Origin of the sequence: Streptomyces sp. NPDC048370, from assembly GCF_043200825.1 — a bacterium.
Classification (GTDB): Bacteria; Actinomycetota; Actinomycetes; order Streptomycetales; family Streptomycetaceae; genus Streptomyces.
Map to the genome: position 1 here is coordinate 712570 of NZ_JBICYI010000001.1, position 18875 is coordinate 731444.

The window sequence follows — 18875 nt, forward strand, 5'->3', positions numbered from 1 at the left end:
CGTGTTGCACATACCCCCCACCCGTAGTTCACTGGCGATTCGAAGGGGCTCGAAGAGAGTCGAACACCGGGCACGCGACACGAGGGAGAGGCCACGTCATGGGGGCTGGACACGACCACGGGCACAGCCACGGCGGACCCCCGCCCACGGGGACCGCGGCAGCCGCGTACCGGGGCCGGTTGCGCATCGCGCTCGCGATCACGCTCTCCGTGATGGTCGTCGAGATCATCGGCGGCATCGTCTCCGACTCCCTCGCCCTGATCGCCGACGCGGCCCACATGGCGACCGACGCGGTCGGACTCGCCATGGCGCTGCTCGCGATCCACTTCGCCAACCGCCCGCCCACGGAGAACCGCACCTACGGCTTCGCCCGGGCGGAGATCCTCGCCGCGCTCGCCAACTGTCTGCTGCTGCTCGGCGTCGGCACCTACGTGCTGTACGAGGCGATCCAGCGGTTCATCGAGCCCGCCGAGACCAAGGGCGGACTGGCGATCATGTTCGCGCTGATCGGCCTGGTCGCCAACATGGTCTCGCTCTCCCTCCTGGTCCGCGGCCAGAAGGAGAGCCTGAACGTGCGCGGCGCCTATCTGGAGGTGCTCGCGGACGCGCTCGGCTCGGTGACGGTCCTGGTCTCGGCCGGCATCATCCTGGCCACCGGCTGGCAGTACGCCGACCCGATCGCCTCGATCCTGATCGGCCTGATGATCGTGCCGCGCACGGTCAAGCTGCTGCGCGAGACGCTGGACGTCCTCCTGGAGTCGGCACCGAAGGGCGTCGACATGGCGGAGGTCCGGGCCCACATACTGGCGCTGCCGGGCGTCGAGGACGTCCACGACCTGCATGCCTGGACGATCACGTCCGGCATGCCGGTGCTCTCGGCCCACGTGGTGGTGGACCAGGCGGCGCTCGACTCCGTCGGCCACGAGAAGATGCTGCACGACCTGCAGGGGTGCCTGGGCTCCCACTTCGACGTGGAGCACTGCACCTTCCAACTGGAGCCCGTGGGCCACGCCGAGCACGAGGCCAAGCTCTGTCTATGAGCCCTGTCCGTGAGCGCTGTTGGGCTTGATCGACACACGTTCGATCGGCGTGCGTGAGGTTCGTGGGTACGAGAGGAGCTGGGGTTGATGACCGTCGCGACGGAGGCTGCCCAGTGCGGCAGCGCCCGGTCCAGCTTCAGCTTCCGGGTCCTCGGCTGACCTGATCCCGGTTCTTCCGACCCGATCACCCGTCGGCCGGGGCCCTCTCACACAAGGGTTCCCACGTTGTCCGACAACAACAACGCACGTTACGACGCCTTCTTCGCCCTGCACCACGGCCTTCCGCGCCAGGGTCCGGGCTCCGACACCACCACCCGCCGCCTGCTCGCGCTCGCGGGACCGCTCCCCGAGCGGCCCCGTGTGCTCGACCTCGGCTGCGGTCCCGGTCGCTCCGCGCTGCTCCTGGCCGCCGAGGCCGGGGCGGAGGTGACGGCCGTCGATCTGCACCAGCCGTTCCTCGACGAACTCCGCGAGGCCGCCGACGCCCGCGGGCTCGGCGACCGGATCCGTACGCTCGACGCCGACATGGGCGAACTGCCGTTCCCCGACGGGTCCTTCGACCTCGTCTGGGCCGAGAGCTCGGCCTACGCCATCGGCTTCGACACCGCACTGCGCTCCTGGCGCCGGCTTCTGGCGCCCGGCGGCACCCTGGTGCTCACCGAGTGCGAGTGGACGGTGGACGGGCCGAGCCAGGAGGCCCGTGCCTTCTGGGACGAGCACTACCCGCTGCGCACCAGGTCCGCGAACACCGCGGCGGCGATCGAGGGCGGCTACCACGTCCTCGGTGTCGTCCCGCAGCCCGAGAGCGACTGGGACGCGTACTACGGTCCGCTCGCCGAGCGGGCCGACGCGGCCGACCCGGACGCTCCCGGGATGGCCGAGGCCCTCGCCGCGACCCGCGCGGAGCTCGCCATGCGCCGCGACCACGGCGGCGAGTACGGCTACACCGGATACGCCCTGCGGCCCGCCGACCCCCGGTGGCGGACGCGACCGGAGACCGCCGCCGACATCCGTTCCGTATGGGAGGTCAACGCGGCGGCCTTCGAGACGAGGGGAGAGGCCGATCTGGTCGACGCCCTCCGTGCGGACCCCGGGGCGTGGCTGCCCGGCCTCTCGTACGTGGCCGAGGCCCCGGACGGCTCGGTCGCGGCGCACGCGCTGATCACCCGCTGCCATGTCGACGGTGTTCCGGCGACGGCGCTCGCGCCCGTCGCCGTCGCACCGGAGTACCAGCGGCAGGGCGCGGGGGAGGCCGTCACCCGGGCCGTTCTCGACGCGGCGCGGCTGCGCGGGGAGCGGCTCGTGCTGGTCCTCGGCCATCCGGAGTACTACCCCCGGTTCGGGTTCGTACGGGCGTCTGAATATGGAATTCGGCCGTCCTTCGACGTTCCGGACGAGGCCATGAGGGCGCTCGCCCTGGACGGCTCCGACCCGGTCCCGTCGGGCACGATCCACTATCCGGCGGCATTCGGCGTCTGACGCCCCGCCCGCTCCCGCCGCACCGGTGTACTCCGGTGCGGTGGGAGCGGGCCATGTCCGGCCTCCCGAAGTACGGACAAGCGGCTTTTGTGCGGCAGACTGAGGGAGCCCCTCCGGGCCGAGACCGAAGCGAAGGACGGTTATGCCGACCACATCAGCCAGCGTGGCTCACACCTCGTCGAACGGTGTCCAGCCGACCGCAGCCCAGGCGTCGATCATGCTCGAACTGGTCGACGAGAACGGCATCACCATCGGTACGGCGGAGAAGCTCGCCGCGCACCAGGCCCCCGGGCAGCTGCACCGGGCGTTCTCCGTCTTCCTCTTCGACGAGTCCGGCCGGCTGCTGCTCCAGCGGCGCGCGCTCGGCAAGTACCACTCCCCCGGCGTCTGGTCCAACACCTGCTGCGGCCACCCCTACCCGGGCGAGGCGCCGTTCGCGGCCGCCGCCCGGCGCACGTACGAGGAGCTGGGCATCTCGCCCTCGCTGCTCGCCGAGGCGGGAACGGTCCGCTACAACCACCCGGACCCGGCGTCGGGCCTGGTGGAGCAGGAGTACAACCACCTCTTCGTCGGCATGGCGCAGGCCGAACTGCGGCCGGACCCGGAGGAGGTCGAGGAGACCGCCTACGTGACGGCGGAGGAGCTGATGGAGCGGCACGCGAGCGCGCCGTTCTCCGCCTGGTTCATGACCGTCCTTGACGCGGCGCGTCCGGCGATCAAGGAGCTGACGGGTCCCGCCGGGGGTTGGTGATCCCGGGCACGGCCGGGGGGAGCGCCGTCGGCGCCTCCCCCGGTGCCACGAGCCCCGGGGTCAGGGGCAGCGCGGCCCAGATGATCTTCCCGCCGGTCGCGGTGTGCTCCACGTCGCAGGCCCCGCCGGACTCCAGCGCGATCTCGCGGACCAGGAGCAGTCCGCGGCCGCCCGTCTGCCCGTAGTCCGCCTCCAGCGCCTTGGGTCGGTACGGATGGTTGTCCTCGACGGACACCCGGATCCACTCCGCGCCGATCGCCACCTCCACCGCCACTTCGGGGGAGAGCAGCGCCGCGTGCTTGACGGCGTTGGTGACCAGCTCCGAGACGATCAGGAGCAGGCCCTGGACCGTGTCGTCGTGGACGGGTACTCCCTGACGGACCAGCAGGTCACGTACGGCATGCCGGGCCTGCGGAACGGAGACGTCGACCGCGGGAGCGGTGAAGCGCCAGACCCCTTCGTAGGACGGTGGCCGTGCGGGGACGCTCCCGCGGCTCTCCATAGTCCGGCTCCCACCCTCGTGCTCGATTGTCGCCACGAGTCGAGTCTTGGTAATCCGCAGGTCCGGACCGGGCTACTGACCAGAAGTCGACACTTATCGACTGCATTTTGATCGGGTGAGTATGCCAACGTCAGTTGTTCGACCGCTCCTGATCCTCTGTTGACCCCTTCGGAGGGCTGCGGCGGGCGGGGTGACCCGACGGACCGGCAGACCCTTACCGATCGTACGATCGGGTCTCCCGGATAGCATCCGGCCCATGGAGTCCACCGAGCCGCAGCTGAAGGTCGTCGTCGCCGACGCGGTCGCCACCGTCGTCATCTCGAACCCGGCCAAGCGCAACGCGATGACGGCCGCGATGTGGCGGTCCCTGCCGGGACTGCTCGCGCCGCTCGCCGCCGACCCCGCGGTCCGCGCGCTGGTGCTCACCGGCGAGGGCGGCACCTTCTGCGCCGGAGCGGACATCTCGACGCTGCGGGAGCCGGGCGACGAGCAGCAGTCGCTCGCCGTGGTGGCCGAGGAAGCGCTCGCCACCTTCCCCAAGCCGACGCTCGCCGCCGTCCGGGGCTACTGCGTGGGCGGCGGCAGCCAGCTCGCCACGGCCTGTGATCTGAGGTTCGCCGAGGAGGGCACGCGGTTCGGGGTCACCCCGGCGAAGCTCGGAATCGTCTTCCCGTCCGCCTCGACACGGCGGCTGGCCGCCCTCGTGGGGCCTTCCGCGACCAAGTACCTGCTGTTCTCCGGCGAGTTGATCGACTCCGAGCGGGCGCTGCGCACCGGGCTCGTCGACGAGGTCCTGCCCGAGGGCGAACTCGACAAGCGGGTGAGCGAGTTCACGCGGGTGCTCGTCGCGCGCTCGCTGCTCACCCAGGCGGCGGCGAAGGAGTTCGCGGACGGCCGCACGGACCGGGACGCGCACTGGGCGGAGCAGGCGCGCGGCAGCGGCGACACCGCCGAGGGCGTCGCCGCCTTCCTGGAGCGCCGCGCGCCCCGCTTCACGTACGGCATCTGACACCTCGCGCGCGCGGCCTCGGCGAGGTCAGCCGTCGACGAGGTCCTTCGGGTCCGTGCCACGCCAGTGGGCGACGATCGCGGCCGGGGCCTTCTCCGGCGAACCCGCGTCGTACGGCGGCTGCGGGTCGTACTCGGTCAGCAGCTGGATGGTCTGGGCGGTCTCGTCGCCGGCGATCCGGCCGAGCAGGTGCAGCGCCATGTCGATGCCGGAGGAGACCCCGGCGGCGGTGACGTACTTGCCGTCGAAGACGACGCGCTCACCGGTCGGTTCGACGCCGAGCGCCCGCAGCTCCTCGTACGCGAGCCAGTGCGTCGTGGCCCGGCGGCCGGTGAGCAGCCCCGCGGCGCCGAGGATCAGCGAACCGGTGCAGACGGAGGTGGTCCAGGTGCTGGTCTCGTCGGCGGTACGGAGCCAGGCGAGGATCTCCGGGTCGGTCATCTCCCGGGAGCCGGGGCCGCCGGGGACGAGGACGATGTCGGGGTTCGGGACCTCGGCGAGGGCCTTGTCGGCCACCAGGGCGAGGCTGCCCTGGTCGTTGCGGACCGGACCCGCCTCCTTGGCGACGAAGACGGTCTCGGCTCCGGGGAGCCGGGCGAGCAGCTCGTAGGGGCCGACGGCGTCGAGGGTGGTGAAACGGTCGTAGAGCAGCACGGCGATCTGCATGGGATCCCTTCCGGGGTCAGTGGGTGGACCGTGGAGCGCGAGGCGCGGGTCGTACGGGTGCGTGGAAGCGGCGGCGGTACTCCGCCGGGGCGGTGCCCATGGCTTTGACGAAGGCCCTGCGCATGCCCTCGGGCGTGCCGTAGCCGGAGGCGCGGGCGACCTCCTCCACCCCGTCGGTGGTCTCCTCCAGGAGCCTGCGCGCGTGTTCGAGCCGGACCCGGTCCACGTACCGGCCCGGGGTCGTACCGGTGTCGGCCTGGAACGCCCGGGCGAAGTGCCGCGGCGACAGGCGGGCGCGGGCGGCGAGAGCCTCGACGGAGAGGTCGCCCTCGGGATGCTCGGTGATCCACTGCTGGAGGTCGCGCAGCGGTGCCCGGCGGGCCGTCTGGGCGGAGAGCTGGGCGCTGAACTGCGCCTGGTTGCCGGGGCGGCGCAGGAACACGACCAGGTGGCGGGCGACGGTGAGCGCGGCGTCCCGTCCCATGTCCTCCTCGACGAGCGCGAGCGCGAGGTCGATGCCCGCGGTGACCCCGGCGGAGGTGGAGAGGCTGCCGTCCCTCACGAAGATCGGGTCGGGGTCGACGTCGACGGTCGGATAGCAGCGGGCGAGGTGGTCGCAGGCGATCCAGTGGGTGGTGACCCGGTGGCCGTCGAGAAGGCCCGCCTCGGCGAGCAGCAGGGCGCCGGTGCAGACGGAGACGAGCCGGTCGGCGCGCGGGGCGTGCTCGCGCAGCCAGTCGATCAGGCGCGGGTCGGGGCGGCGGGTGCCCTCGCCGCCGGGGACGACCAGGGTGTGCGGGCGGTCGGCGTCGGCGAGCGTGGTGTCGGGGAGCAGCCGCAGTCCGCTGTGGGAGCGCACCGGGCCGCCGTCCAGCGAGGCGGTACTGATCGGGTACGTACCGCCGCCTCCGCCACCGAAGCGGTCGGCACCGGCGAACACCTCCAGCGGTCCGGTGACGTCCAGGCTCTGCACTCCGTCGAAGAGGACGAAGAGCACGGGTCGTTTCGTCATGGGTCCCATCCTTCGGTGGCCGCCGGGCGGCCGCAATGACGAGCACCCCACCTTTCCTGCCATGGGAACGGGGAGGCGTCCCCCGGGGTTCCGGTCGTACCGACCAGTCGGTAACGTTCTGGCCATGACCTCTCTTCCGCCCCGCGCCGGCCGCCGCTGCCACCACATGCTGAACCCGATGCACTCCACGGTGTACTTCTCGCCGGACCTGGACACCGAGTTCCAGGCGCTCGGCTTCGAGGACCCTTCGGCCATGCGGCTCGCCTCGCGCAGCGCCGCCATGGGCGCCGTCGGCGCCGGAACCGTCGCCGCCGCGTTCTACAACTACAACGTCGAGCTGCTGGCCCGGCACCTGCCCGCCGTCTGGGACATCGCCTCCCCCGCCGAGGTCGGAGCCGCACGGCTGCGGGCCGTGGACACCACGCTGCGCCGGCTCCTCGGCGAGGAGGCGATCGCATCGGCCGAGATGGCGGAGGCCGCCGAGCTCGCCCTGCGCGCCACCGAGGCCTGCACCCGGCACGCCCGGCCGCTCTACTCGGCCCACGCCGACCTGCCGGTCCCCGAGGCCCCGCACCTGCGGTACTGGCACGCCGCGACGCTGCTGCGCGAGCACCGGGGCGACGGCCACCTGGCGGCCCTGCTGACCGTGGGCCTCGACCCGCTGGAGGCGATGGTCAGCCACACGGCCACGGGCCTGGGCATGAACCCGCGCTGGGCCCTGGGCACCCGCGGCTGGGGGCGCGCCGACTGGGACGCCGCCGCCGAGCGGCTGCGGGACCGCGGGGTGATCGACGCGGAGGGCGAGCTGACCGCCGAGGGCAAGGCGCTGCGCGAGACCCTGGAGGAGCAGACGGACCGCCTGGACACCGCCCCGTACGAGCACCTGGGCGCGGCGGGGGTCGAGCGCCTCACGGAGCTGGGCAAGGCCTTCCGCAACGCCGCGTTCCTGGCCGGGGCCTTCCCTGCGGACCTCGGCGACAAGAGCTGACCGAGACCGGCCGGACACGGCGGGGCCGGGGCGCGTGCGGGGTTCCGGAGGGGAAGACGGCACAATGCACTCGCAAGCTTGAGGCACGAGAAGGCGAGTCGGGACACCGTGACGACGTCCATCGAAGGCAGGATCGCCGAGGAACTCGGCGTACGTGAGCGACAGGTGAGGGCGGCCGTCGAGCTGCTCGACGGCGGCTCGACCGTGCCGTTCATCGCGCGCTACCGCAAGGAAGCGACGGAGATGCTCGACGACGCGCAGCTGCGCACGCTCGAGGAGCGGCTGCGCTATCTGCGGGAGCTGGAGGACCGGCGGACCGCCATCCTCGACTCCGTACGGGAGCAGGGCAAGCTGACGGCCGAGGTGGAGGCCCAGCTCAGGGCCGCCGACACCAAGGCCCGTCTTGAGGACATCTATCTGCCCTTCAAGCCCAAGCGCCGCACCAAGGCGCAGATCGCCCGCGAGGCCGGTCTCGAACCGCTGGCGGAGGCGCTGCTCGCCGACCCGTCGGTGGAGCCGGCGGCGGCCGCCGCGGCCTTCGTGGACGCCGACAAGGGCGTCGCCGACCCGGCAGCGGCCCTGGAGGGCGCCCGCGCCATCCTCACCGAGAAGTTCTCCGAGGACGCCGACCTGATCGGTGAGCTGCGGGAGCGGATGTGGAGCCGGGGCCGGCTGGCGGCGAAGGTGCGGGACGGGAAGGAGGAGGCCGGCGCGAAGTTCGCCGACTACTTCGACTTCGCGGAGCCCTTCACCGCGCTCCCCTCGCACCGGATCCTCGCGATGCTGCGCGGCGAGAAGGAGGACGTCCTCTCCCTGGAGCTCGAGCCGGAGGAGCCGTCCAACGTGCCCGGCCCGTCCGCGTACGAGTCCATGGTCGCCTCGCGCTTCGGTGTGGCCGAGCGGGGCCGGCCGGGCGACAAGTGGCTTCAGGACACGGTCCGTTGGGCCTGGCGGACCCGGATCCTGGTCCACCTCGGGATCGACCTGCGGCTGCGGCTGCGGACGGCCGCCGAGGACGAGGCGGTCCGGGTCTTCGCGGCGAACCTGCGCGACCTGCTGCTCGCCGCCCCGGCGGGGACGCGGGCGACGCTGGGCCTGGACCCCGGTTTCCGTACGGGTGTCAAGGTGGCCGTGGTCGACGGCACCGGCAAGGTGGTGGCCACCGACACGATCTACCCGCACGTCCCGGCGAACAAGTGGGACGAGTCGCTGGCGAAGCTGGCGCGGCTCGCGAAGGAGCACGCGGTCGAGCTGGTCGCCATCGGCAACGGCACAGCCTCCCGCGAGACGGACAAGCTGGCCGGTGAACTGATCGCCAAGCACCCGGAGTTGACGCTCACCAAGGTGATGGTCTCGGAGGCGGGCGCCTCGGTGTACTCCGCGTCGGCCTTCGCCTCGCAGGAACTGCCGGGCCTGGACGTCTCGTTGCGGGGTGCGGTCTCGATCGCGCGGCGGCTGCAGGACCCGCTGGCCGAGCTGGTGAAGATCGACCCGAAGTCGATCGGTGTCGGCCAGTACCAGCACGACCTGTCCGAGGTGAAGCTCTCGCGTTCGCTGGACGCGGTGGTCGAGGACTGTGTGAACGGTGTCGGTGTCGACGTCAACACCGCGTCCGCGCCGCTGCTTTCTCGGGTGTCGGGCATCGGCGCCGGCCTCGCGGAGAACATCGTGGCGCACCGCGATGCCAACGGGCCCTTCCGGTCGAGGAAGACGCTGAAGGACGTGGCGCGGCTCGGACCGAAGGCGTACGAGCAGTGCGCGGGCTTCCTGCGCATCCGGGGCGGTGAGGACCCGCTGGACGCGTCCTCGGTGCACCCGGAGGCGTACCCGGTGGTGCGGCGGATGGTGAAGACGACGGGCGGCGAGGTCGCCTCGCTGATCGGCAACACCGGGGTGCTGCGGTCGCTGCGGGCGGACGCGTTCGTGGACGAGACCTTCGGTCTGCCGACGGTCACCGACATCCTACGCGAGCTGGAGAAGCCGGGACGGGACCCGCGGCCGGCGTTCAAGACGGCGACCTTCAAGGAGGGCGTCGAGAAGCTCGGCGACCTGGTGTCGGGGATGGTCCTGGAGGGCGTGGTCACGAACGTGGCGGCGTTCGGGGCGTTCGTGGACATCGGCGTGCACCAGGACGGGCTCGTCCACGTGTCGGCGATGTCGAAGACCTTCGTCAAGGACCCGCGGGATGTCGTGAAGCCGGGTGACGTGGTCCGGGTGAAGGTCCTGGACGTGGACATCCCGCGCAAGCGGATCTCGCTGACGCTGCGGCTCGACGACGAGGCGACGGCGGACGCGGAGGCCGCTCCTCAGCGGGAGCGTCGCGACCGGGGCGGTCGCGGAGGCCGTCCGCCGCAGCAGCGGCGCGAGCAGGGCCAGGGGCAGGCCCAGGGACAGCGACAGGGACAGGGCCAGGGGCAGGGTGGGCGTTCGGCCTCGGCTCCGGCGCCCGCCAACAGCGCGATGGCGGACGCCCTGCGCAAGGCGGGGCTGCTGAACGAGGGCAGCGGCGGCAAGCGGCGCGGCCGCTGACGTGGTGCGGGCCCGGCCTTGCGGCCGGGCCCGTTTCTTCGTTTCCCACCCGCACCACCCGTGCCACTGAGTAAGCAGAGATGCGGGTCGTCCTGTGGGTGGCGATCGCCGTCGGCGACTGCCGGCCATGGGCGGCGGACGTCGGCAGCCCAGGTCGGACCGGTGCACGCCGGGCGAGCCGGCGTTCGCTACGCGTTCGGCAGGAAGCGCAGGGCCCATTCCGCGCGGTTGGCGACCGTCAGGTCGTCGTCGTCCGTCAGGGGCTGGAGGAGGGCGCGGGAGCGCTCCGGGTCGGCCTGGACCAGGTCGACGATCTCCGCCGCCAGGGAGTCCTGGTCGTCGCCGAGGTCCACGGAGGAGGCCCGCAGGAGCGCCGGCAGGGCGTCCGGGCCGCCGATCGCGGCGAGGACACCGCCGAGGAGCTCGCGGGCGTAGGCGTTGCGCTCGACGAGGGCCCGGTCCAGTTCGGCCTGGAGCCGGGGCAGGAGCGCCGCGTCGCCCGAGGCGGCGATCTCGTCGGCGAGGTCGATGGTCTCGTCGACGTCGGCGTCGAGGTCGTCCAGCATCTCGGTGAGCCGGGTCAGCAGGTCGGTCATGGTGTCTCCTGGAATGCGCCGTCCCTCAGGACGGGGACGGCCGTACTCGTACAGTTCACGCCCCGCTGGGCAGCGGCGCAGCTCCGCCGCGGGTTCTCGCCGAACGGGACAGCCATCAGAGCTCGGTCACCTTGCCCGCCGCGACCTCGATGCGACGGGTGGTGCGGACCGCGTCCAGCATGCGCCGGTCGTGGGTGACCAGCAGGAGCGTGCCGGTGTAGGAGTCGAGCGCGGACTCCAGCTGCTCGATGGCCGGCAGGTCCAGGTGGTTCGTCGGCTCGTCGAGGACGAGCAGGTTGACGCCCCGGCCCTGGAGCAGGGCGAGCGCGGCGCGGGTCCGCTCGCCCGGGGAGAGCGTGGTGGCGGGGCGCAGCACGTGCGCGGCCTTGAGCCCGAACTTCGCGAGCAGCGTCCGCACCTCCGCCGGCTCCGTCTCGGGGACGGCGGCGCAGAAGGCGTCGAGCAGCGACTCCGAGCCGTGGAAGAGCTTGCGGGCCTGGTCGACCTCGCCGACGACGACACCCGAGCCGAGCACGGCGTCGCCCGCGTCGAGCGGGAGGCGGCCGAGGAGCGCGGCGAGAAGCGTCGACTTGCCGGCCCCGTTCGCGCCGGTGATCGCGACCCGGTCGGCCCAGTCGATCTGGAGGGTGGCGGGCCCGAAGCGGAAGTCGCCGCGCCGGACCTCGGCCTCGCGCAGGGTCGCCACGACCGATCCTGAGCGCGGGGCGGAGGCGATCTCCATCCGCAGCTCCCACTCCTTGCGGGGCTCCTCCACGACGTCGAGCCGCTCGATCATCCGCTGCGTCTGGCGGGCCTTCGCGGCCTGCTTCTCGCTCGCCTCGCCGCGCAGCTTGCGGCTGATCTTGTCGTTGTCGGTCGCCTTGCGGCGGGCGTTGCGGACGCCCTTGTCCATCCAGTTGCGCTGCATCAGGGCGCGGCCTTCGAGGGCTGCCTTCTTGTCGGCGAACTCCTCGAACTCCTCGCGTGCGTGCCTGCGGGCGGTGTCCCGCTCGTCCAGGTACGCCTCGTAGCCGCCGCCGTAGAGCGTGATCTGCTGCTGGGCGAGGTCGAGTTCGAGGACCTTGGTGACCGTACGGGTGAGGAACTCGCGGTCGTGGCTGATGACGACCGTGCCGGCGCGCAGCCCCTGGACGAAGGCTTCGAGCCGCTCCAGACCGTCGAGGTCGAGGTCGTTGGTGGGCTCGTCGAGGAGGAAGACGTCGTAGCGGGAGAGGAGGAGGGAGGCGAGCCCCGCGCGGGCGGCCTGGCCGCCGGAGAGCGAGGTCATCGGCTGGTCGAGGCCGACGGTCAGGCCGAGGGAGTCGGCGACCTCCTCGGCCCGCTCGTCGAGGTCGGCGCCGCCGAGGTCGAGCCAGCGCTCCAGGCTCACGGCGTACGCGTCGTCGGCGCCGGGCGCCCCGTCGACCAGGCCCTGGGTGGCCTCGTCCATGGCGGTCTGCGCCGCCGCCACGCCCGTACGGCGGGCCAGGAACGCGCGGACCGTCTCCCCTTCTCGCCGCTCCGGCTCCTGCGGGAGGTGGCCGACGGTGGCGGTGGGCGGCGAGAGCTTCAGCTCGCCCTCCTCGGGGCTTTCGAGGCCGGCGAGCAGCCGCAGCAGCGTCGACTTGCCGGCGCCGTTGACGCCGACGAGGCCGATGACGTCGCCGGGGGCGACGACGAGGTCGAGGCCGGCGAAGAGGGAGCGTTCGCCGTGGCCGGCGGCGAGATCCTTGGCGACGAGAGTGGCAGTCATCAGGGGATGAATCGTATGCCACCGGCTCGACGCACCGTGGTGCGCCCGGACGGGGTGCCGGTACCGTCCGTCCATGAGCGACGAGGTGATCGTGGTGGGCGGCGGGGTCATCGGTCTGACGACGGCCCTGACGCTGGCGGAGCGCGGCCTTCGGGTACGGGTCTGGTCCCGGGCCCCGGTGACGGGGACGACCTCCGCGGTGGCGGGGGCGCTGTGGTGGCCGTACCGGATCGAGCCGGCGGCGGAGGTGGGTGACTGGTCGCTGGAGTCGCTGCGGGTGTACGAGAAGCTCAGCGCCGATCCGGTGGCGACGGGGGTGCGTGTCGTGCCCGGCGTCCACGCCGACGTGGCCCTCGCCGACCTGGGCGACTGGGCGCGGGAGGTCTCGGGGCTGCGGCAGCTCGCGGGGCCCGAGGTGCCGGGGCCGTCCGGGACGGGTCTCGCGGCGCGGCTGCCGCTGATCGACATGCCGGTCCACCTGGAGTGGCTGCGGGGACGCCTTGAAGCGGCCGGTGGGGTCGTCGAGCGGCGGGCCGTGACCGGTTTCGCCGAGGCGGCGCGGTCGGCACGGGTGGTGGTGGACTGCGCGGGGCTCGGCGCCAGGGAGCTCGTACCGGACGCGGGACTGCGCCCGGTACGGGGGCAGCTGGTCCTTGTGGAGAACCCGGGCATCGAGGAGTGGTTCACGGCGGCCGATGCCGCGTCGAGCGAGACCACGTACTTCTTCCCGCAGCCGGGTCGGATGATCCTGGGCGGGACCGCCCAGGAGGGCGACGAACGGCTCGATCCCGATCCGGCGACGGCGGCCGAGATCGTGGCGCGGTGCGCACGGATCCGGCCGGAGATCGCCGACGCGCGGGTCCTCGGCCACCGGGTCGGCCTGCGGCCCGCCCGGGTCGGCGGTGTCCGGATCGCCGCCGAGCCGCTGCCGTCCGGCGGCCGCCTGGTCCACAACTACGGCCACGGGGGCGCGGGCGTCACGGTCGCCTGGGGCTGTGCCCGGCGGGCGGCGGACCTGGTCTGCGCGTGAGCGTGGGGGGACGGGCGCGGGCCGGGTGACCCGTGCGGGCCGCGGGCCCCGGAGCACGGAGCGGACGCGCCCGCCGGGGCGCCGCCCCGTGTGCCCCGGGTGGGCACACGGGGGCGCGGCGGTCCTCCCGTCGATCAGCCCGGGCCGTCGCCCGCCGAGCTCGTGCCGGGGCCGATGCGGAGTTCGAAGTCGCCGTCGTACTTCTCGTGGCCCGCGATCACCGCGAGTTCGATGACCTCCTCGCCCACCTCGCCCCGGACGATGAGCGGGTCCTTGCGCAGGTCCCGCATCAGGGCCACGCACATGCCGATCATCACGAGGACGAACGGCGCGGCCACCAGGATCGTGAGGTTCTGCAGACCCGCGAGCGCGTCGCCCTGGCCGTCGCCGATCAGGAGCATGATCGCGGCGACGGCTCCGGTCACCACGCCCCAGAACACGACCACCGGACGGGTCGGTTCGAAGGTGCCGCGCTGCGAGAGCGTGCCCATGACGATCGACGCGGCGTCCGCGCCGGACACGAAGAAGATGCCCACGAGGATCATCACGAGCAGGCTCATCGCCCCGGCGATCGGGAACTCCTGGAGCACGCCGAAGAGTTGCCCCTCGGGCGTGGTCTCCTCCGCAAGGCGGCCCTCCTCGCTGAGCTTCATCGCGGTGCCGCCGAAGACGGCGAACCAGACCAGACTCACCACGCTGGGCACGAGGATGACCCCGCCGACGAACTGGCGGATGGTCCGGCCCCGGCTGATACGGGCGATGAACATGCCGACGAACGGCGTCCAGGAGATCCACCACGCCCAGTAGAAGACCGTCCAACTGCCCAGCCAGGCATGGATGTCGTCGCCGCTGGTCGCCTCGGTCCGGCCGGCCAGCTGAGGCAGGTCGCCGAGGTAGGCGAAGATCGAGGTGGGCAGCAGGTCGAGCACGATGATGGTGGGGCCCGCCACGAAGACGAAGACGGCGAGGACCAGCGCGAGCACCATGTTCGTGTTGGACAGCCACTGGATGCCCTTCTCGACGCCGGAGACGGCGGACAGGACGAAGGCGACGGTCAGGACGGCGATGATGCCGACGAGCAGTCCGGTGCCGGTCGCCTCCAGCCAGCCCAACTCCTCGACGCCGCTGCCGATCTGGAGGGCGCCGAGCCCCAGCGAGGCGGCCGAGCCGAAGAGGGTCGCGAAGATCGCCAGGATGTCGATGACCCGGCCGGGCGCACCGTAGGCCGCCCGCTTGCCGATCAGCGGGACGAAGACGGCGCTGATGGTCTGGCGTCGGCGGCGCCGGAAGGTGGAGTACGCGATCGCGAGGCCGACGACGGCGTAGATCGCCCACGGGTGGAGGGTCCAGTGGAAGAGGGTGGTGGCCATCGCGGTCTGCATCCGCTCGGCCGAGTCGGCGGGGTGGGTGCCGGGCGGCGGGGTGCCGTAGTGGGCGAGCGGCTCACTCACTCCGTAGAACATCAGGCCGATGCCCATGCCCGCGCTGAACATCATCGCGATCCACGACACGGTCCTGAACTCCGGGCCCTCGCTCTCGTGGCCGAGCGTGATCCGCCCGTACCGGCTGATGGCGAGCCACAGCGCGAAGACGACGAAGCCGGAGGCGGCGAGCATGAACGCCCAGCCTCCGTTGCGGATCAGCCCGTCGAGGAGCTTGCTGGAGACGCTCTCCAGGCTGTCCGTGGCCGCGGCCCCCCAGACCACGAAGGCGAGGGTGAGGACGGCGGTGACCCCGAACACGATCCGGTCCGTCCGGGCCTTGGGATGGTGTCCGGGGCGGCGCGGGAGGTCCGCCGTCACCGACAGCCCCTCCCGGCCTCCCCGGCCACCACCGCTCCCGGGTTCCCCCGCTCTCTGATCTTCCTGCGACACAGGTGCACCTTTCACGGCGTTACGGGACAAACTCACTCCGTAAGGCAGCAGTACCACAGGTGACGCGTCAGTTCCGGGACCAACTCAGCCCGTCGGCCCGTCAGCCCGTCAGCCCGTCAACAGGCCTCCACCGGCCGCCCGCTGGTGAGCCGGTACTCCGCCCGGCCGTCGAGCAGCAGGGGGACCAGCGCGCGCCGCGACTGGCGCAGGGGTACGAACACCCCGTCGCCGTCCCGCCGGACCGTGACCCCGTGCAGCGCCAGCTCGTCGCCGAACTCGGCGTACTGCGCGGCGTCCAGGCGGTAGCCGCAGGGCGGGTCCTGGAGGGTCTCGGCGGGCTCGGCCGGGTCGTTGTCGGCGCCACCGATCAGGACCGGACCCCGGTCGGCGAAGCCCGTGTGGCGGGCCGCCGCCGTGGCCGCGCCGAGGAGCCCGCGCCGCTCGTCGACGTACGCGAACGCGCCCTTGAGCGCGACGAGTTGGGTGGTCACCCGGCGTCGCCGGTTGCGTGCGTCGTCGTCGGCCTCGGCCTGGGTGAGCGCCTCGATCCGGGTCTCGACGAGCAGGCCGACGGAGTGCTTGACGCCGGCCGTGTTGCGCAGGATGCGCTCCTGACCGTCGCCCGCGACCTGCTTGAGGGGCTGCCCGGTGTGGGGGTCGGTCCAGATGCCGTAGATCCCGCTGCTGAAGCCGGAGATCCCGGCGGCCCTCCGGACGTAGGACTCCGACAGGGTGCGGGCCTCGTCGTGCACATGGGCGTCGGTGTTGAGGTTGCGCGGCCAGAGGGCGAGCAGGTCCTTGTCGTAGTACGGCGAGGTGCCGTCGTACTCGTGCAGGTCGTAGACCAGCTCGGCGCGCCGGTCACGGATGAGCGCGGCGAGCGCCCGGCCCTCGGCGGTCCGGAGGGCGAGGTGGTCGCGGTTGACGTCGATCCCGTCGGCGTTGCCCCGGGTGTCGGCCTCGCGCCCGTCCGGATTGGCGGTGGGGACGACGAGGACGGTCGTACGGGCCAGGAAGCGCAGGGTCTCCTTGTCCCGCGCGTACGCCAGGTCGCGCACGGTGGTCAGACAGGCCTCCCGGCCCGACGGTTCGTCACCGTGCTGAGTGCAGACGAGGAGCACGGTGGTGGCGGCCGAGGCCGGGCCTGCCGAGCCGGGGGCCGCAGAGCCCGGGCCGGACGCGCCCTGGCTCGCCGTGCCCCGGCCGGACGCGTCCCGGCCGATCGTGGCGAGCCGGATCGGGCGGCCCTGCTTCGTCGTGCCGACGGTCCGTACCCCGACCCGGTCGCTCGCCCGGTCGACGGCGGCGAGGAAGGAACCCTCCTCGGCCTCCGTCGTCCACCGGGCGCCGTTGCTGGTCTCGAAGCCGGTCCGTGGGGGCGCCGGCGGGGCCGCTCCGCCGTGCGCCTCCGCGGGCACGGCGACGAGCGGGAGGCCGAGGGCGGTGACGCCCGCGACGAGGGCGAGCGTGCGCCGCGCGGGGCGGCGGGGTGCGCGGGTCATCGGGCCTCACCCGGGACGGGGATGCCCGGGCGTGCGGGCCCGACACCCGAGAACGGCCGCCCGGCCTGCGCCGAGCGTGCGTCGACCGTACCGGCCGTCGCCCGCGCGAAGGCCTCGGCCCCGCCGACGAACGGGAGTTTCGCCGACGTCCTGGCGAGGTCGAGGGTGAGCGTCGGGGTCGTCGACGGAGGGTCCAGAAGGTCCTTGTCCGTGCCGCCGACGATCAGGGCGAGCCGGTGGCCGGCCGGGACGACGTGGTCGGTGGCCGCGAGCTTCAGCGTGATCGTGTACGCCCTGCCGGGGGTCAGGGGCCGGCCCTTGCGGGGGTCCGCCCAGGTGCCCAGGTCCGCCCAGCCTCGGCTGACGACCGTGTGCCCGACGTCCGCCGTCCGGGCCTTCGTCTCCTTGAAGCAGGCGGAGTCGCCGGCGGTGCTCGCGCCCCAGCAGGACCGTTCGGTGAGCGTGGTGATGCCCTCGCCCGCCGCCGCGTAGTCCCGGATGGTGTCGGGGCCGAGGTCGACGAGTACGGCCGTGAGATGCGCGGTCGCGGTCGTCGGGGTGGCGGTGACGGTCACCGTGGAGGAGCCGGAGAGCCGCAGGTCGCGGGCGAGCGGCCGGGTGGTGAAACCGGCCTGGGCGGGCGTCGGCTCGTCGATCCGCGCCGCCCAGTCGGTCTCGCCGAGGGCCGGGTCGTCGGTGAAGGTCTCCGTGGTGCCGGGCGCGGCGGGGGTCCTGCCGAGGGTGCCGGCGCGGGGCGCGGGGCCCGTGCCGGGGCGCAGGGTGGTGGGCTCGGTGGCGCGCGGCGGCCAGACGCGGTCGGTGGTCCAGCGGTCCGGGGCCCGCTCGATGTCGGCCATCGGCTCGCGGTCGATGCCGTTGTCGTAGCCGAGGAGGTGGTGGTCGAACCAGCGGTGCAGGGTGCGGACCCAGTCGGCGCGCCGGAAGTCGAAGGGGTCGACGTGGCCGGTCTGGGAGAGCCAGATCTTGCGCTCGACCCCCTGGGCGGCGAGGGCGTCCCACCACTGACCGAACTGGTTGGCGCGGACGTTGAGGTCCTGCTGCCCGTGCACGACGAAGACGCTGGCCTTCACCTTCCGGGCGTCCGGGACGTGGTTCCGCTCGCTCCAGGCGGGGGTCCAGTCGCCGCTGTACGGCGTGCCTGCGGTGACCCGGTCCTGGACGGCGCCGCAACGGGCGGCCGCGTCGGGGCTGTTGACGTACTCGGAGAGCCAGCTGGGGTTGGCGTTGTAGAGCGGGGCGCCCTGGGAGTGGAAGTAGTCGTACCAGGAGGAGATCGCCCCGATCGGGACGATGGTCTCCAGGCCCTCGACTCCGGTGGCGGCGACGCCGTTGGCGACGGTGCCGTCCCAGCTCTTGCCGATCATGCCGACCTTGCCGGTGGACCAGGTGGTGGCCTTGGCCCGCTCGGAGCCTGTACGGGTCGTGTAGCCGCGCGCGCGGCCGCCCAGCCAGTCGACGACGGCCTTGGCGGACTGGACGTCGGAGCGGCCGCCGACGTCGTCGCAGCCGTCGGAGCGGTTGGTGCCGGCGAGGTCGACGGCGACGAAGGCATAGCCGCGGGGCACGAAGTAGTTGTCGTAGAAGAGCGGGAACTGGACCGGGTTCCCGGCAGCGTCGTAGGTCTTCTTCTGGCTCTCGTTGCCGCGTCCGCAACAGGCGTAGTACGGGCTGGCGTCCATGATGACCGGTATCTTCCGGCCGGTGGCCGCGGCCTCGCGAGGGCGGACCAGGTCGACGGCGACCCGGTCGGTGCGGCCGTCGCCGTCGCCGTCGAGACCGGTGTCCACCCAGACGGACTCGCGTATCGCGTCACCGTAGGAGTACACCGGCCGGGACTCCCGTACCGCCGATTCGGCGGCCTGCGCCGAGGCGCCGGACGGGGGGACGAGGGCGGACATGAGGGCGGCCGTGGCGGCCACGGCGAGGGTTCTGCAGGACAGACGGGCTCCGCGGGTTCTCCGCACACGTATCGCCATGGGGCGGAACGTACCCCCGTCAACTCCCGTGCAAAAGGGTGCCGTCGGGAGAACGGGCGGGGCGGCAGGGGCCGGAGGGTCCGTTTCGGCCGAATGGCGATCATGTGAAAGGAGGTGCTCTGGACGTGACGGGGCGTCGGGTGCTGA

At 72.8% G+C, this 18875-nt stretch carries 15 protein-coding genes; 7 read left to right on the forward strand and 8 right to left on the reverse strand.

Features of this window, described 5'->3' with window-relative positions:
- Nucleotides 1-98 precede the first annotated feature (98 nt).
- The 3 genes from ACGFYP_RS03045 (at nt 99) to idi (ending at nt 3270) form a co-directional block, all read left to right on the forward strand.
- Entirely contained in the window at nt 99-1040 is a 942-nt protein-coding gene (locus ACGFYP_RS03045; RefSeq protein WP_393485707.1) for a cation diffusion facilitator family transporter, read from the forward strand.
- Between the two features lie 225 nt (nt 1041-1265).
- Entirely contained in the window at nt 1266-2519 is a 1254-nt protein-coding gene (locus tag ACGFYP_RS03050) for a GNAT family N-acetyltransferase (RefSeq protein ID WP_393485709.1), read from the forward strand.
- 142 nt (nt 2520-2661) lie between these two features.
- A complete protein-coding gene (gene idi, locus ACGFYP_RS03055; protein ID WP_361965877.1) occupies nt 2662-3270 on the forward strand; it encodes an isopentenyl-diphosphate Delta-isomerase in 609 nt (202 codons plus the stop codon).
- Here the strand turns inward: idi and ACGFYP_RS03060 are convergent.
- Entirely contained in the window at nt 3236-3772 is a 537-nt protein-coding gene (locus ACGFYP_RS03060; protein WP_361965875.1) for an ATP-binding protein, read from the reverse strand. The two genes, idi and ACGFYP_RS03060, sit on opposite strands and share 35 nt — an antisense overlap.
- Nucleotides 3773-4028: 256 nt before the next feature.
- Here ACGFYP_RS03060 and ACGFYP_RS03065 point away from each other — a divergent pair, with 256 nt between their 5' ends.
- The gene (locus ACGFYP_RS03065; RefSeq protein ID WP_393485712.1) at nt 4029-4781 is read left to right on the forward strand and encodes an enoyl-CoA hydratase/isomerase family protein; all 753 of its coding nucleotides are present in this window, start codon (nt 4029-4031) and stop codon (nt 4779-4781) included.
- Nucleotides 4782-4808: 27 nt separating this feature from the next.
- Here ACGFYP_RS03065 and ACGFYP_RS03070 read toward each other — a convergent pair whose 3' ends face one another.
- Nucleotides 4809-5447: a DJ-1/PfpI family protein gene (locus tag ACGFYP_RS03070; protein WP_393485714.1), complete on the reverse strand. Its 639-nt coding sequence runs from the start codon at nt 5445-5447 to the stop codon at nt 4809-4811.
- Nucleotides 5448-5463: 16 nt separating this feature from the next.
- Nucleotides 5464-6459 carry a GlxA family transcriptional regulator gene (locus ACGFYP_RS03075; protein ID WP_393485716.1) on the reverse strand — a complete coding sequence of 332 codons (996 nt, stop codon included), beginning with the start codon at nt 6457-6459 and terminating at the stop codon, nt 5464-5466.
- Between the two features lie 124 nt (nt 6460-6583).
- Between ACGFYP_RS03075 and ACGFYP_RS03080 the strand changes: the two genes are divergently transcribed.
- Nucleotides 6584-7447 carry a hypothetical protein gene (locus tag ACGFYP_RS03080; RefSeq protein WP_393485718.1) on the forward strand — a complete coding sequence of 288 codons (864 nt, stop codon included), beginning with the start codon at nt 6584-6586 and terminating at the stop codon, nt 7445-7447.
- Nucleotides 7448-7555: 108 nt separating this feature from the next.
- The gene (locus ACGFYP_RS03085) at nt 7556-9976 is read left to right on the forward strand and encodes a Tex family protein (protein WP_393485720.1); all 2421 of its coding nucleotides are present in this window, start codon (nt 7556-7558) and stop codon (nt 9974-9976) included.
- 188 nt (nt 9977-10164) lie between these two features.
- On the opposite strand, the gene ACGFYP_RS03090 is transcribed toward ACGFYP_RS03085, so the two are convergent.
- Entirely contained in the window at nt 10165-10572 is a 408-nt protein-coding gene (locus tag ACGFYP_RS03090; protein WP_393485722.1) for a hypothetical protein, read from the reverse strand.
- A gap of 115 nt (nt 10573-10687) precedes the next feature.
- Nucleotides 10688-12325 (reverse strand): ABC-F family ATP-binding cassette domain-containing protein, encoded by a 1638-nt coding sequence (locus ACGFYP_RS03095; RefSeq protein WP_393485724.1) that lies wholly within the window; start codon nt 12323-12325, stop codon nt 10688-10690.
- Between the two features lie 73 nt (nt 12326-12398).
- Between ACGFYP_RS03095 and ACGFYP_RS03100 the strand changes: the two genes are divergently transcribed.
- A complete protein-coding gene (locus ACGFYP_RS03100; protein ID WP_393485727.1) occupies nt 12399-13355 on the forward strand; it encodes an NAD(P)/FAD-dependent oxidoreductase in 957 nt (318 codons plus the stop codon).
- 134 nt (nt 13356-13489) lie between these two features.
- On the opposite strand, the gene ACGFYP_RS03105 is transcribed toward ACGFYP_RS03100, so the two are convergent.
- The 3 genes from ACGFYP_RS03105 to ACGFYP_RS03115 all read right to left on the reverse strand — a co-directional run bounded on the left by ACGFYP_RS03105 (nt 13490) and on the right by ACGFYP_RS03115 (nt 18728).
- Nucleotides 13490-15229, reverse strand: coding sequence for a BCCT family transporter (locus ACGFYP_RS03105; protein WP_393485729.1), 1740 nt, complete (start codon nt 15227-15229; stop codon nt 13490-13492).
- A 116-nt stretch (nt 15230-15345) separates the two neighbouring features.
- The gene (locus ACGFYP_RS03110) at nt 15346-16731 is read right to left on the reverse strand and encodes a M14 family zinc carboxypeptidase (RefSeq protein WP_393485731.1); all 1386 of its coding nucleotides are present in this window, start codon (nt 16729-16731) and stop codon (nt 15346-15348) included.
- On the reverse strand, nt 16728-18728 hold the full coding sequence (locus ACGFYP_RS03115; protein ID WP_393485733.1) for a Xaa-Pro dipeptidyl-peptidase: 2001 nt from the start codon (nt 18726-18728) through the stop codon (nt 16728-16730). Before ACGFYP_RS03115 ends, ACGFYP_RS03110 begins: the two co-directional genes overlap by 4 nt.
- Nucleotides 18729-18875: the final 147 nt, after the last annotated feature.

Bases quoted from the DNA above. Each gene is read 5' to 3' on its own strand.
- ACGFYP_RS03045 (WP_393485707.1), top strand. From the start codon at position 99: ATGGGGGCTGGACACGACCACGGGCACAGCCACGGCGGACCCCCGCCC.
- idi (WP_361965877.1), top strand. From the start codon at position 2,662: ATGCCGACCACATCAGCCAGCGTGGCTCACACCTCGTCGAACGGTGTC.
- ACGFYP_RS03060 (WP_361965875.1), bottom strand. From the start codon at position 3,772: ATGGAGAGCCGCGGGAGCGTCCCCGCACGGCCACCGTCCTACGAAGGG.
- ACGFYP_RS03065 (WP_393485712.1), top strand. From the start codon at position 4,029: ATGGAGTCCACCGAGCCGCAGCTGAAGGTCGTCGTCGCCGACGCGGTC.
- ACGFYP_RS03070 (WP_393485714.1), bottom strand. From the start codon at position 5,447: ATGCAGATCGCCGTGCTGCTCTACGACCGTTTCACCACCCTCGACGCC.
- ACGFYP_RS03075 (WP_393485716.1), bottom strand. From the start codon at position 6,459: ATGACGAAACGACCCGTGCTCTTCGTCCTCTTCGACGGAGTGCAGAGC.
- ACGFYP_RS03080 (WP_393485718.1), top strand. From the start codon at position 6,584: ATGACCTCTCTTCCGCCCCGCGCCGGCCGCCGCTGCCACCACATGCTG.
- ACGFYP_RS03090 (WP_393485722.1), bottom strand. From the start codon at position 10,572: ATGACCGACCTGCTGACCCGGCTCACCGAGATGCTGGACGACCTCGAC.
- ACGFYP_RS03095 (WP_393485724.1), bottom strand. From the start codon at position 12,325: ATGACTGCCACTCTCGTCGCCAAGGATCTCGCCGCCGGCCACGGCGAA.
- ACGFYP_RS03100 (WP_393485727.1), top strand. From the start codon at position 12,399: ATGAGCGACGAGGTGATCGTGGTGGGCGGCGGGGTCATCGGTCTGACG.
- ACGFYP_RS03110 (WP_393485731.1), bottom strand. From the start codon at position 16,731: ATGACCCGCGCACCCCGCCGCCCCGCGCGGCGCACGCTCGCCCTCGTC.
- ACGFYP_RS03115 (WP_393485733.1), bottom strand. From the start codon at position 18,728: ATGGCGATACGTGTGCGGAGAACCCGCGGAGCCCGTCTGTCCTGCAGA.